Source organism: Nocardioides panaciterrulae, from assembly GCF_013409645.1.
GTDB classification, from domain to species: domain Bacteria; phylum Actinomycetota; class Actinomycetes; order Propionibacteriales; family Nocardioidaceae; genus Nocardioides; species Nocardioides panaciterrulae.
The window spans coordinates 4,082,269-4,094,927 of record NZ_JACCBG010000001.1 but is presented as its reverse complement, the minus strand read 5'-3'; the positions used below and the strand labels follow the sequence as shown (position 1 = coordinate 4,094,927).

Annotated in this window: 13 protein-coding genes; 10 read left to right on the top strand and 3 right to left on the bottom strand. The window is 73.2% G+C overall.

Features of this window, described 5'->3' with window-relative positions; genetic code table 11:
- Positions 1 to 353: 353 nt before the first annotated feature.
- Positions 354 to 1,661, top strand: coding sequence for a phenylacetate--CoA ligase PaaK (gene paaK / locus BJZ21_RS19520; RefSeq protein WP_179665278.1), 1,308 nt, complete (start codon positions 354 to 356; stop codon positions 1,659 to 1,661).
- 197 nt (positions 1,662 to 1,858) lie between these two features.
- Here paaK and paaZ read toward each other — a convergent pair whose 3' ends face one another.
- Positions 1,859 to 3,901: a phenylacetic acid degradation bifunctional protein PaaZ gene (paaZ, locus tag BJZ21_RS19515; RefSeq protein WP_179665277.1), complete on the bottom strand. Its 2,043-nt coding sequence runs from the start codon at positions 3,899 to 3,901 to the stop codon at positions 1,859 to 1,861.
- A gap of 94 nt (positions 3,902 to 3,995) precedes the next feature.
- Here paaZ and paaA point away from each other — a divergent pair, with 94 nt between their 5' ends.
- The 8 genes from paaA to paaI are packed head-to-tail and all read left to right on the top strand — an operon-like array spanning position 3,996 to position 10,013.
- Positions 3,996 to 4,997, top strand: a complete 1,002-nt coding sequence (gene paaA, locus BJZ21_RS19510; RefSeq protein WP_179665276.1) for a 1,2-phenylacetyl-CoA epoxidase subunit PaaA — start codon at positions 3,996 to 3,998, stop codon at positions 4,995 to 4,997.
- Positions 4,994 to 5,299, top strand: a complete 306-nt coding sequence (paaB, locus tag BJZ21_RS19505) for a 1,2-phenylacetyl-CoA epoxidase subunit PaaB (protein WP_179665275.1) — start codon at positions 4,994 to 4,996, stop codon at positions 5,297 to 5,299. Before paaA ends, paaB begins: the two co-directional genes overlap by 4 nt.
- A 43-nt stretch (positions 5,300 to 5,342) precedes the next feature.
- Positions 5,343 to 6,302 (top strand): 1,2-phenylacetyl-CoA epoxidase subunit PaaC, encoded by a 960-nt coding sequence (gene paaC / locus BJZ21_RS19500; protein ID WP_179665274.1) that lies wholly within the window; start codon positions 5,343 to 5,345, stop codon positions 6,300 to 6,302.
- A gap of 5 nt (positions 6,303 to 6,307) precedes the next feature.
- Positions 6,308 to 6,832 carry a 1,2-phenylacetyl-CoA epoxidase subunit PaaD gene (gene paaD / locus BJZ21_RS19495; RefSeq protein WP_179665273.1) on the top strand — a complete coding sequence of 175 codons (525 nt, stop codon included), beginning with the start codon at positions 6,308 to 6,310 and terminating at the stop codon, positions 6,830 to 6,832.
- 7 nt (positions 6,833 to 6,839) lie between these two features.
- Positions 6,840 to 7,937 carry a 1,2-phenylacetyl-CoA epoxidase subunit PaaE gene (gene paaE, locus BJZ21_RS19490; protein WP_179665272.1) on the top strand — a complete coding sequence of 366 codons (1,098 nt, stop codon included), beginning with the start codon at positions 6,840 to 6,842 and terminating at the stop codon, positions 7,935 to 7,937.
- The gene (locus BJZ21_RS19485) at positions 7,934 to 8,689 is read left to right on the top strand and encodes an enoyl-CoA hydratase/isomerase family protein (protein WP_179665271.1); all 756 of its coding nucleotides are present in this window, start codon (positions 7,934 to 7,936) and stop codon (positions 8,687 to 8,689) included. Before paaE ends, BJZ21_RS19485 begins: the two co-directional genes overlap by 4 nt.
- A complete protein-coding gene (locus BJZ21_RS19480; protein ID WP_179665270.1) occupies positions 8,686 to 9,528 on the top strand; it encodes a 3-hydroxyacyl-CoA dehydrogenase family protein in 843 nt (280 codons plus the stop codon). Before BJZ21_RS19485 ends, BJZ21_RS19480 begins: the two co-directional genes overlap by 4 nt.
- Entirely contained in the window at positions 9,522 to 10,013 is a 492-nt protein-coding gene (gene paaI / locus BJZ21_RS19475) for a hydroxyphenylacetyl-CoA thioesterase PaaI (protein WP_343052237.1), read from the top strand. Before BJZ21_RS19480 ends, paaI begins: the two co-directional genes overlap by 7 nt.
- A 44-nt stretch (positions 10,014 to 10,057) precedes the next feature.
- Here paaI and BJZ21_RS19470 read toward each other — a convergent pair whose 3' ends face one another.
- Positions 10,058 to 10,678: a TetR/AcrR family transcriptional regulator gene (locus tag BJZ21_RS19470; protein ID WP_179665269.1), complete on the bottom strand. Its 621-nt coding sequence runs from the start codon at positions 10,676 to 10,678 to the stop codon at positions 10,058 to 10,060.
- Between the two features lie 282 nt (positions 10,679 to 10,960).
- On the opposite strand from BJZ21_RS19470, the gene BJZ21_RS19465 reads away from it, so the two are divergent.
- A complete protein-coding gene (locus BJZ21_RS19465) occupies positions 10,961 to 11,419 on the top strand; it encodes a PGPGW domain-containing protein (protein WP_179665268.1) in 459 nt (152 codons plus the stop codon).
- 31 nt (positions 11,420 to 11,450) lie between these two features.
- On the opposite strand, the gene BJZ21_RS19460 is transcribed toward BJZ21_RS19465, so the two are convergent.
- A complete protein-coding gene (locus tag BJZ21_RS19460) occupies positions 11,451 to 12,650 on the bottom strand; it encodes a 4-hydroxybenzoate 3-monooxygenase (RefSeq protein ID WP_179665267.1) in 1,200 nt (399 codons plus the stop codon).
- Positions 12,651 to 12,659: the final 9 nt, after the last annotated feature.

Here is a 12,659-nt window from a genome sequence, read left to right as displayed (position 1 = left end):
TCGCCTTCCTGGGGGCACCCTGTCGTCGCCGGAACTCCAGCAGCTCGGCGCGGTCGACCCGGGCGACGGTGCCGATCGTGACCATGGCGCCGAACGCAGGCGGGCTGCCCAGCCGACGCGGTCCGAGGCTGGTCGCCGTTCAATTGTTCCGACTTCCGGGCGCTGAGCCGCCCACCCGCCCCGACTTCGGAACAATTGAACGCGATCCCGACGATGTGGGGACCGGTGCCTCGCCGAGGGGGTAGGCCGATCTGAATGCACCGGGAGGCCCGACCCAACGCCCTCTGGTGCTCGCCGGCACACCTCTGCTTAACTGACCGATGGGTCAGTAAAGCGTGGAGATGAGGGTGTCGATGACCGTGAGCGCGTCGGGCATGGGTGAGCTGGAGCCGATCGAGACCGCGTCGGTCGACGAGCTGCGCGGGCTGCAGCTCGAGCGGCTGCGCTGGACGGTGCGGCACGCCTACGACCACGTCCCGCACTACCGCAAGGCCCTCGACGCGGCGGGCGTGCACCCCGACGACGTCCGCGAGCTGAGCGACCTGGCGAAGCTGCCGTTCACCTCCAAGGCCGACCTGCGCGAGAACTACCCGTTCGGGATGTTCGCGGTGCCGCGCGAGCAGGTCGCCCGGGTGCACGCCTCGTCGGGTACGACGGGCCAGCCGACCGTGGTCGGCTACACCGCCGAGGACATCGACACCTGGGCGACCGTGATGGCCCGCTCGATCCGGGCGGCCGGCGGCCGGCCGGGCGACATCCTGCACAACGCCTACGGCTACGGGCTGTTCACCGGCGGGCTCGGCGCCCACTACGGCGCCGAGAAGCTCGGCTGCACGGTGGTGCCGGTCTCCGGCGGGATGACCGAGCGCCAGGTCCGGCTGATCGCCGACTTCGAGCCGCGGATCATCATGGTGACCCCGTCGTACATGCTCGCGGTCGTCGACGAGATGCGCCGCCAGGGCATCGACCCCCGGGAGACCTCGCTGCAGATCGGCATCTTCGGCGCCGAGCCGTGGACCAACGAGATGCGCCGCGAGATGGAGCAGGTGCTCGGCATCGACGCGGTCGACATCTACGGGCTCTCGGAGGTGATGGGCCCGGGCGTCGCGCAGGAGTGCGTGGAGACCAAGGACGGGCTGCACATCTGGGAGGACCACTTCTACCCCGAGGTCATCGACCCGGTCACCGGTGAGGTGCTGCCCGACGGCGAGGAGGGCGAGCTGGTCTTCACCTCGCTGACCAAGCAGGCGATGCCGGTGATCCGCTACCGCACCCGCGACCTGACCCGGCTGCTGCCCGGCACCGCACGGACGATGCGGCGGATGGAGAAGATCACCGGGCGCACCGACGACATGATCATCCTGCGCGGCGTGAACCTCTTCCCGACCCAGATCGAGGAGCTGCTGCTGCAGATCGAGGACCTCTCGCCGCACTTCCAGTGCGTGCTGAGCCGCACCGGCACGCTCGACGAGATGACCGTGCGGGTCGAGACCCGCGAGGGCGTCGGGGAGTCCGCCGCCCGGACGGCCGGGCAGGAGCTGCGGCACATGGTCAAGAGCACGATCGGGGTCTCGGTCGCGGTCGACGTCGTCCCTCCGGACGCCATCGAGCGGTCGGTCGGCAAGATGCGCCGGATCGTCGACGAGCGCCCGAAGCGGTAGCCGGTCGCCCTGTCGATGGCGACCCTGTACGAGCGCCCGAAGCCGACACTCCTCGTCATCGACCCCCCAGCGGGTCTGCGGTCGATCCGACGTGCCAGGCGCCTCGGATCGACCGCGAACCGAGGCCCCCAAGGTCGGAGCATCGAGGGCCGGCTGCGCGACAACCTCCGCGTGGGAGATGGTGAGCCGGCGCCGGCTCAGCCCTCCTGCGGCCAGGTCTTGGCGACCAGCGTGAGCACGTCGTACGTCGCGGCGACCTCGCCCTCGGCGTTGGTGACGACCGCATCCCAGCGCACCTCGCCGTAGTCGGCGTTGGTGCGCGGGGTGATCTGCTTGACCGTCAGCGTTACCGAGATCGTGTCGTCGGCCTTGACCGGCGTGAGGAACCGCAGGCTGTCGACACCGAAGTTCGCCAGCACCGGTCCCGGGGCCGGGTCCACGAAGAGCCCGGCGGCGAGGGACACCACGAGGTAGCCGTGGGCGACGATGCCGCCGAAGAGCGGGTTCTTCTCCGCGGCCTCGCGGTCGGTGTGCGCATAGAACGTGTCGCCGGTGAACTCCGCGAAGTGCTCGATGTCGGCCAGCGTGACGGTCCGCGGAGCGGAGGCGATGGTGTCGCCGACGCGCAGCTCGGCCAGGCTCTTGCGGAACGGGTGCACGTCCTCGACCCGGCGCTGCGACCCGGTGGTCCAGCGCCCGGTGATCGCGGTGAGCATGTCGGGCGAGCCCTGGAGCGCGGTGCGCTGCATGTGGTGCAGCACGCCGCGGATGCCGCCGAGCTCCTCGCCACCACCCGCGCGGCCCGGACCGCCGTGCACGAGCACCGGCAGCGGCGAGCCGTGGCCGGTGGACTCCTTGGCGTCGTCGCGGTCGAGGACCAGGATCCGGCCGTGCCAGGGCGCGGCACCCAGCACCACCGATCGCGCGACGTCGGGGTCGTGGGTGACCACCGAGCCGACCAGCGAGCCCTTGCCGCGGGCGGCCAGCTCGACCGCCTCCTCGACCGAGTCGTAGGTCAGCACGGTGCTGACCGGGCCGAACGGCTCCACCTCGTGCGGCTCGACCGCACCCCGCGAGGCGCGCAGCAGCACCGGGGAGAGGAACGCCCCGCGCTCGGCGTCGGCGTCGACGAGCTCGACGCGGTCGGGGTCGCCGTACACGATCTCGGCCGAGCTGCGCAGCGCCTGGATCGCCTTGCGCACCTCCTCGCGCTGCTCGAGGCTGGCCAGCGCGCCCATCCGCACCGACTCGTCGGCCGGGTTGCCGACCGTGGTCGAGGCCAGCCGTGCCGAGATCGCCTCGACGACGTCCCCGGCGATCGCCTCGGGCACGATCACCCGGCGGATCGCGGTGCACTTCTGGCCGGCCTTGACCGTCATCTCGGTGACGACGCCCTTGACGAACAGGTCGAACTCCGGGTCGCCGGTCGACACGTCCGGCCCGAGGATCGAGCAGTTCAGCGAGTCGGCCTCGACGCCGAGCTGGACGCCGCCGTGCAGCACGTTGGTGTGGGTGCGCAGCATCCCGGCGGTGTGGGCGGAGCCGGTGAACGCCACCGAGTCCTGCACGGTCAGCTCGTCGAGCAGGGTGCCGGCGCTGCCGGCGAGCAGCTGCAGCGAGCCCTCGGGGAGGATGCCGGACTCGATGATCCGGCGGACCACGAGCTCGGTGAGGTAGGCCGTCTGGCTGGCCGGCTTCACGATGCTCGGCAGCCCGGCGAGGAACGCCGGCGCGAGCTTCTCGAGCATGCCCCAGACGGGGAAGTTGAAGGCGTTGATCTGCACCGCGACGCCCGGCCGCGAGGTGTAGACGTGCTGGCCGACGAACGTGCCGCCGCGGCCGAGCTGCTCGAGCCCGCCGTCGAGCACGACCGTGTCGTTGGGCAGCTCGCGGCGGCCCTTGCTGGAGTAGGACAGCATCGTGCCGAGGCCGCCGTCGATGTCGACGAAGGAGTCCCGCTTGGTGGCGCCGGTGCGGTAGGAGAGCGCGTACAGCTCGTCCTTGTCGGCCATCAGGTGCAGGCCGAGCTCCTTGAGCAGCGCGGCGCGCTGGTGGAAGGTCAGCTCGCGGATCGCCGGGCCGCCGACCCGGCGGGCGTACGACGTCATCGCGCCCAGGTCGAGCCCCTTGCTGGAGATCCGGGCGACCTCCTCGCCGGTGGTCGCGTCGAGCAGCGGCGCGCCCTGGTCGTCGGCCCGGAACCACCGTCCGGCGGCGTAGCTCTCCAGCAGTGCACTCATGCGAGCAGTCTCCCTTGCGTGGTGGCGGTCGGCCGTGCCACAGTATTACAGACCGTTCGGTCAGTAAATACGCTCTGCCCTGCCCGGAGGCACGATGACGACCACCCCCAGCGCCCCTCTCGACGCGCCCGACGAGGACCGGCTGCTGGCCGGCTTCGACGCGACGATCGCGAGGAACGACCGGATCGAGCCGCGCGACTGGATGCCGGAGGGCTACCGGAAGACGCTGGTGCGCCAGGTGGCCCAGCACGCCCACTCCGAGATCATCGGCATGCAGCCCGAGGGCAACTGGCTCACCCGCGCGCCGTCGCTGCGCCGCAAGGCGATCCTGCTGGCCAAGGTGCAGGACGAGGCCGGCCACGGGCTCTACCTCTACTCCGCGTGCGAGACGCTCGGGGTCTCCCGGGCCGAGCTGACCGAGATGCTGATCGAGGGCCGGCAGAAGTACTCCTCGATCTTCAACTACCCGACGCTGTCGTACGCCGACGTGGGCACCATCGGCTGGCTGGTCGACGGCGCCGCGATCTGCAACCAGGTCCCGCTGTGCCGCACCTCCTTCGGCCCCTACGGCCGCGCGATGATCCGCATCTGCAAGGAGGAGTCCTTCCACCAGCGGCAGGGCTACGAGCTGCTGATGACGATGATGCGCGGCACCGACGAGCAGCGCGCGATGGTCCAGGAGTCGGTGGACCGGTTCTGGTGGCCCGCGCTGATGATGTTCGGCCCGCCGGACGCGGAGTCGCCGAACACCGCCCAGTCGATGGCCTGGGGCATCAAGCGCAACACCAACGACGACCTGCGCCAGCGGTTCGTCGACATGACCGTCCCGCAGGCCGAGGCGCTCGGCGTCACGCTGCCCGACCCCGACCTGGTCTGGAACGAGGACCGCGGCCACCACGACTTCGGTGAGCCGGACTGGGAGGAGTTCATGGCCGTGGTCAAGGGCAACGGCCCGTGCAACGCCCAGCGGATCGCCCACCGGCGGCGCGCCCACGAGGACGGCGCCTGGGTCCGGGAGGCCGCGACCGCGTTCGCCGCACGCAGCCGAATTGCCGGGGCCCAGCAGGCCCGCGTCGAGGAGGAGAGCACCCGATGAGCGAGCAGACCCCTCCGACCAGCGCCGAGTGGCCGCTCTACGAGGTGTTCGTGCGCGGCAAGCGCGGCCTCAACCACGTCCACGTCGGCTCGCTGCACGCGCCCGACGACGAGATGGCGGTCCGGCACGCCCGCGACGTCTACACCCGCCGCAACGAGGGCGTGAGCATCTGGGTGGTCCGCTCCGACGCGATCACCGCCTCGAGCCCGGACGAGAAGGACCCGATGTTCGCGCCCAGCGGCGACAAGGTCTACCGGCACCCGACGTTCTACTCGATCCCCGACAACGTCCCCCACATGTGAACCCACCGGGGGCACCGCCCCCGGCCACGGATCAGGAACCCAGATGAGCGACATCTCCCACCAGCCCTCGCACTCGGCGCCGGACCCGAACGACGAGCACGGCAGCATCTTCGACGGCCTGCTCGGCACCGACTCCTCGCAGTGGGCGTTCGGCACGGACTTCGAGGACCCGCTGGCCGGCGTCGACACGACCATCCCCGAAGGCGTGGACGCGGCCGGGCTCGCGACGTACTGCCTGATGCTGGCCGACGACGCGCTGGTCGCCTCCCACCGCCTCGCGGAGTGGTGCAGCAACGCGCCCGACCTCGAGGAGGACATCGCGCTGGCCAACATCGCGCTGGACCTGCTCGGCCAGGCCCGGCTGCTGCTGGCCCGGGCGGCCGCCGCCGACGCGGACGTGGTGCCGGCGCTGCCGGAGGGCTCGCCGGTCCCGGCCGAGGACGCGCTGGCGTTCTTCCGCGAGGCCGCGGAGTTCCGCAACACCCGACTCGCGGAGCTGCCGAACGGCGACTTCGCCCACACGATCGTGCGCCTGCTGCTGCAGGCGACCACCCGGCTCGCCGTGCTCGAGCGGCTCACCGCCAGCCGCGACACCGTGCTGGCGGCGGTGGCCGCCAAGGGCGTCAAGGAGCTGACCTACCACCGCGACTACGCCGGCCGCTGGTTCCTCACCCTCGCCCGGGGCACCGAGGAGTCCCGGCGCCGGCTGCTGGCCGCGCTGGCGGAGCTGTGGCCGCTCTACCCCGAGTTGCTCGCCGGCCACCCGGTCGAGCGGGCGATGGCCGAAGCCGGCGTCGGCGTCGATCCCGCCGGCCTGGCCGACGAGGTCGACGTGGTGCTCGAGCAGGTCTTCACCATGAGCGGCGTCGAGCGACCGCAGCGCGGGGCGCTGGCCGGCGTCTCGGGCCGCACCGGCCGCGACGGGCTGCACACCGAGGCGCTGAGCCGGATGCTCGCCGAGATGCAGGTGGTCGCCCGCGCCCACCCGGCGGGCCAGTGGTGAGCCTCATGGAGACCGTCGGGACCGACCGGGAGGCGCTGCGCGAGCGGGCGTACGACGTGGCTCGCACGGTCACCGACCCCGAGATGCCGATGCTGACGCTGGCCGACCTCGGCGTGCTGCGCGGCGTGGACGTCACCGACGACGGGGCGGCCGTGGTCGCGATCACCCCGACCTACTCCGGCTGCCCGGCCATGGCCACCATGCGCGACGACCTGGTGCACCGGCTCACCGACGCCGGCTTCACCGAGGTCCGCGTCAAGGTGGAGCTCTCACCGGCGTGGTCCAGCGACTGGATCAGCGAGCGCGGCCGGCGGGCACTGGCCGACGCGGGGATCTCGGCGCCGGGCCCGGCCCGGCGTACGACCGGGCCGATCGCCCTGGACCTGCTGCCCGCCCGGCGCGCCGTGTCCTGCCCGCGCTGCGGCTCGGCCGAGGTCGAGCTGACCAGCGAGTTCGGGCCGACGTCGTGCAAGGCGCTCTACCGCTGCACCGGCTGCCTCGAGCCGTTCGAGCACGTCAAGGAGATCTGAGACCGCCATGACGACCGTCGCCACCGCGGCCCCCGAGAGGGTCAACAGCCGCACGGCCCCCTTCCACCCCCTGACCGTCGCCGGGATCGAGCGGCTCACCGACGACGCGGTCGCGGTGACCTTCGACGTGCCCGACCACCTCGCCGAGGCCTTCGACTTCGCCGCCGGCCAGGCGCTGACCCTGCGCCGGGTGATCGACGGCGTGGAGCACCGGCGCTCCTACTCCATCTGCGCGCCGGCCGGCTCCCGCCCGCGGATCGGCGTCCGGGAGATCCCCGACGGCATGTTCTCCTCCTGGCTGGTGCACGAGGTGCAGCCCGGCACCGAGATCGAGGTGCAGCCCCCGACCGGCAGCTTCCGCGCCGACCCGGCGACCGGCGGCCGGCACCTGTGCATCGCCGCCGGCTCCGGCATCACCCCGATGCTGTCGATCGCGAGCACCGTGCTGACCCACCCCGAGGCTGAGGTGACGCTGCTCTACGGCAACCGCACCAGCGGCTCGGTGATGTTCGCCGAGGAGCTCGGCGACCTGAAGAACCGCTACGGCCCCCGCTTCTCGGTCGTGCACGTGCTCTCCCGCGAGCCCCGGGACGTCGAGCTGTTCTCCGGCCGGCTCGATGCCGACCGGCTGCGCCGGCTGCTGGGCGCGCTGGTGCCGGTCGGGTCGATGGACCACGTGTGGCTGTGCGGGCCGTTCGCGATGATCAACGACGCCCGCGCGGTGCTCGCCGAGCTCGGCGTACCGCCCGAGCGGGTGCACTTCGAGCTGTTCTACGTCGACGAGCCGCCGCCGGAGCTGCACCGCGCGGGCCCGGTGGTCACCGGCGAGACCAGCGACGTGACGGTCGTGCTCGACGGCCTCTCGGCGACCGCGCCGATGCCGCGGGACCGGACGATCCTCGACGCCGCCCAGGCCGCCCGCTCGGACCTGCCGTTCGCCTGCAAGGGCGGGGTGTGCGGCACGTGCCGGGCGCTGGTGCGCGAGGGCGAGGTCGACATGCGCCGCAACTACGCCCTGGAGCCGGCCGAGGTCGACGCCGGGTTCGTGCTGACCTGCCAGACCTACCCGGTCGGCGACTGCGTCACCGTGGACTTCGACGCATGAGCGCCGCGAGCCCGGTCCTGGTCGAGGAGACCGAGGACCGCGTGGTCCTGCGGCTGAACCGGCCCGAGGTCCGCAACGCCATAGACGCCGACACGGTGGCCGCGCTGCACGCCGTCTGCGCGCTGCTCGAGGAGCGGCCCCGGGTGGCGCTGCTGGTGGGCGAGGGGGGGAACTTCGCGGCCGGCGCCGACATCGCCCAGCTGCGCGAGCGGCGGCGCGAGGACGCGCTGCGCGGCATCAACTCCTCGATCTTCGACCGGGTCCGGCGGCTGCCGATGCCGGTGATCGGGCTGCTCGACGGCTACGCGCTGGGCGGCGGCGCCGAGCTGGCCTACGCCTGCGACTTCCGGATCGGCACGTCCGCGGTGCGGATCGGGAACCCCGAGCCGGGGCTCGGCATCCTGGCCGCCGCCGGCGCGTCCTGGCGGCTGGCCGAGCTGGTCGGCGAGCCGGTCGCCAAGGAGGTGCTGCTCGCCGGGCGGATCCTGTCCGCCGAGGAGGCGCTGGCCGTGCACCTGCTCACCGAGGTCGTCGAGCCCGACCAGCTGGTGGCGGCCGGGCACCGGCTCGCGGACCGGATCGCGAAGCAGGCGCCCCTCGCCGTACGCCTGACCAAGTCGGTCTTCCACGCGCCCCGCGAGGCGCACCCGCTGATCGACGACGTCGCGCAGGCGGTGCTGTTCGAGACCGAGGACAAGCAGCGACGGATGACGGCGTTCCTGGAGCGCAAGAGCACGAAGGAGAAGTCATGAGCCTGCCCGAGGTCGTCGGGGTGTACGGCGGGGGCCGGATGGGGGCCGGGATCGCGCACGCGTTCCTCGCCTCCGGCTCGACCGTGGTCGTGGTGGAGAACGACGACGCGGCGGCCGAGGCCGCCCGCGACCGGGTCACCACCAGCCTGCAGCGCGCCGAGGAGCGCGGCAAGCTGTCCGGCGCGCTCGGGGCGCACCTGGAGCGGTTCAGCGTCACCACCTCGGCGAGCGACCTCGCCGACGCCGGCCTCGTGGTGGAGGCCGTCCCGGAGGACACCGCGCTCAAGCAGCGGATCCTGGCCGCGGTGGAGGCCGCGGCGCCCGAGGCGGTGCTGGCGAGCAACACCAGCTCGCTGTCCATCGGCGCGCTGGCCTCCGGGCTCACCGCCCCCGACCGGTTCCTGGGCCTGCACTTCTTCAACCCGGTCCCGGCCAGCGACCTGGTCGAGATCGTGGTGGGGCCGAAGACCGACGCCGCGCTGGTCACCGCCGCGCAGGGCTGGGTGGCCGCGCTGGGCAAGACCGCGATCACCGTGACCGACTCGCCGGGCTTCGCCAGCAGCCGGCTCGGCGTCGCGATCGCGCTGGAGGCGATGCGGATGCTCGAGGAGGGGGTCGCCTCGGCCGAGGACATCGACACCGCGATGACGCTCGGCTACCGCCACCCCGTGGGTCCGCTGCGGACCACCGACCTGGTCGGCCTCGACGTACGCCTGGCGATCGCCGAGCACCTGGCCCGCGAGCTCGGGCCGCGGTTCGAGCCGCCCCGGCTGCTGCGCGACCTCGTCGCGGCGGGCAAGCTGGGCCGCAAGAGCGGCGAGGGCTTCTACACGTGGTGAGCCCCTCGGAGCGGGAGACCGCCCAGGCGACGGCCCAGGAGACGGCCCAGGAGACGGCCCAGGCGTTGGCGGAGCGCAGCGCCAAGGTGATGTGGTCCGGCGACGCCGCGTCGCGGTCGCTGGGGATGTCGCTGGACGCGGTCGCGCCGGGGCGTGCCGTCGTGTCGATGACGGTGCGGCCCGACATGGTCAACGGCTGGGACGTCTGCCACGGCGGGCTGATCGCCTCGCTGGCCGACTCCGCGTTCGCGGTCGCCTGCAACTCGCGCGGCCAGGTCACGGTCGCCTCCGGCTTCGACGTGTCGTTCCTCGAGTCGGGGCGGCTCGGCGACGTGCTGGTCGCGACCGCCGAGGAGCGGGCGCTGCGCGGCCGCTCCGGGCTGTACGACGTGACCGTGGTGCGGGGCGGTGCGGCCGGTGACGGCACCGTGATCGCGGAGTTCCGCGGCCGCAGCCGCTCGCTGGGCCGGGCGATCGAGGGCTGACGCCGCCCCCGCTACCGCCCCGCTATCGCCCGGTTACCGCGTGGCTACCGCCGGCCGGCGGCCAGCCCGTCGAAGGCGATCGTGGTGATCGCGTCGGAGATCTGGTCGGCGTCCACGGGGCCGCCGGGGCGGTACCACTCGACGAGGCTGTTCACCATGCCGAACAGCAGCCGGCTGACCAGGTCGGGGGCGACGTCGTCGCGCAGCGAGCCCTCGACGACGGCGGCGCGCACCAGCGCGGCGAGCCGGGCGTCGATCTCGCGGCGCCGGCGCAGGGCGGTCAGCTCGACGTCGCTGTTGCCGCGCACCCGCAGCAGCAGCGTGACCGCGGGCTGGTGGGCGACCAGCACCTCGACGCTCTGGTGGACCACCTGCCGCAGCCGCTCGTAGGCGCCGACGGACCCGTTCTCCTCGGCCGCCGCGATCACCGCCTCCAGCCCGTCCAGCGCCTCGTCGAGCGCCTGCTCCAGCAGGTGGGACTTGCTCGGCACGTGGTGGTAGATCGCGGACTTGGTGAACCCCAGCTCGCGGGCCAGGTCGCCCATGCTGGTCCCGTCGTACCCCCGCCGGTTGAACAGCTCGACCGCGCGCCGCAGCACGGTCTCCTGGTCGTGCCCCGGCCGCCCGCGCCGGGCGCCGCCCGTCTCGTTCGCCGGCTGGGTCATGGCCGAAGGATGTCACAGCGCTCGGCCGCCCTAGTGCCCATGCACCAGGCCGAACGGCCCACGCGGCTCAGGCCCCGCGGGCCGCCGGCGCCGAGAATGGTGGGGTGGCCGGTTCCCCCGTGCCGGCCAACCACGGACGCCCGGTCCGGCGAGTTCCGCGAGCCCCCCGTCAGCGGAACCGCCGGACCGGGCCCGTCCGCCGGCCGGGGCCACGGGCGAGTGGGGCGCGGCCCCGGGCGAGTGGGGCGCGCGCGGCGTGGGCGGGTCTGACAGGCTGGGGTCATGAAGCAAGCCGCTCGCCGGGTCGTCCTGGAGACGCTGGGCTGGGTGCTGGTCGTCGCGGGTGTCGCCGCGCTGGTCCTGCCCGGGCCGGGTCTGCTCGCGATCTTCGCCGGCCTGGTGCTGCTCTCCCAGCAGTACGAATGGGCCGAGCGGCGCCTCGAGCCGGTCAAGGCCAAGGCGCTGAGGGGTGCCGCCGAGAGCGTCGAGACCTGGCCGCGGATCGTGGTCTCCACCGCGATCGCGCTGGCGCTGGTCGCGGCCGGGGTGCTGTGGACCGTGCGTCCCGCGGCGCCGGCGTGGTGGCCGGTCGACGAGCGGTGGTGGCTGGCCGGCGGCTGGCCCACCGGGCTCACCGAGATCGTCTCGGGCCTGTTCGCCCTCGGGATGATCGTCTACAGCTACCGCCGGTTCCACGGCCGCGACGACGCCCCCGCGGAGTCCGAGAGCGCCGAGGCCTGACCCGGCCGACCGGCGCTCGGAGGCGGGCGGGTCAGAAGCCGATCGGCAGCCCGGCGTAGTTCTCGGCCAGTCCGGTGGCGCCGGCCTCGCTGGAGGCGACCCAGCGGAGCTGGGAGAGCTGCAGCTGGGCGTCGAACGGGTCGCCGCTGGTGTGCAGCATCGAGGTCATCCACCACGAGAAGTGGGTGCAGCGCCAGACCCGGCGCAGCGCGGTCTCGGCGTACGCCTCGGCCGGCCGCCGGTCGCCGTCGACCAGCCACGCGGCCAGCGCCGGCGCGAGCAGGCCGACGTCGGCGACCGCGAGGTTGAGCCCCTTGGCCCCGGTGGGCGGCACGATGTGGCCGGCGTCGCCGGCCAGGAAGAGGCGTCCGTGCCGCATCGGGGTCTGCACGAAGGACCGCATCGGCAGCACGCTCTTCTCGGTCACCGGGCCCGGGGTCAGCTGCCAGCCGTCCTGGCCGTGCCCGAGCCGGGTGGCCAGCGCCTCCCAGATCCGGTCGTCGGACCAGTCGTCGACGTCGGTGCCGTTCGGCACTTGCAGGTAGAGCCGCGAGACCGTCGAGGACCGCATCGAGTGCATCGCGAAGCCGTCCGGGTGCCAGGCGTAGATCAGCTCGTCGGTGGAGGGCGCGACGTCGGCCAGGATCCCGAGCCAGGAGTAGGGGTAGGTCTTCTCCCAGGTACGCCGGGCCGCCTCCGGCACCGCCGCGCGGCTCGGCCCGAACGAGCCGTCGCAGCCGACGACCACCTCCGCCGCGACCCGGCGGGCCCGGCCCGCGCGGTCGGTGAAGGTCACCGACGGGTGGTCGCTCTCGAGGTCGTGCAGCGCGGTGTCGCCGATCTCGTAGTGGACCCGCTGGCCGGCGGCGGTGCGGGCCGCGACCAGGTCCTTCTGCACCTCGGTCTGGCCGTAGACGTGCACGGTGCGGCCGGTCAGGGCGACGAAGTCGAGGTGGTGCCGCTCCTCGGGCCACTGCAGGTAGATGCCGCGGTGCTCCTGGGCCTCCCGGTCCAGCCGGCCGGCGAGCCCGGCCTCGCGGAGCAGGTCGACGGTGGACTGCTCCAGGATGCCGGCGCGGATCCGGCTGGCGACGTACTCCTCCGAGCGGGACTCGAGCACGACCGACTCCACACCGCGCTGGGCCAGCAGGTGGGCGAGCAGCATGCCCGACGGACCGGCTCCGATGATCGCGACGCGGGTGCGCTCCTCGAGGACAGGGGATGGGGTCATGGGGTGAAG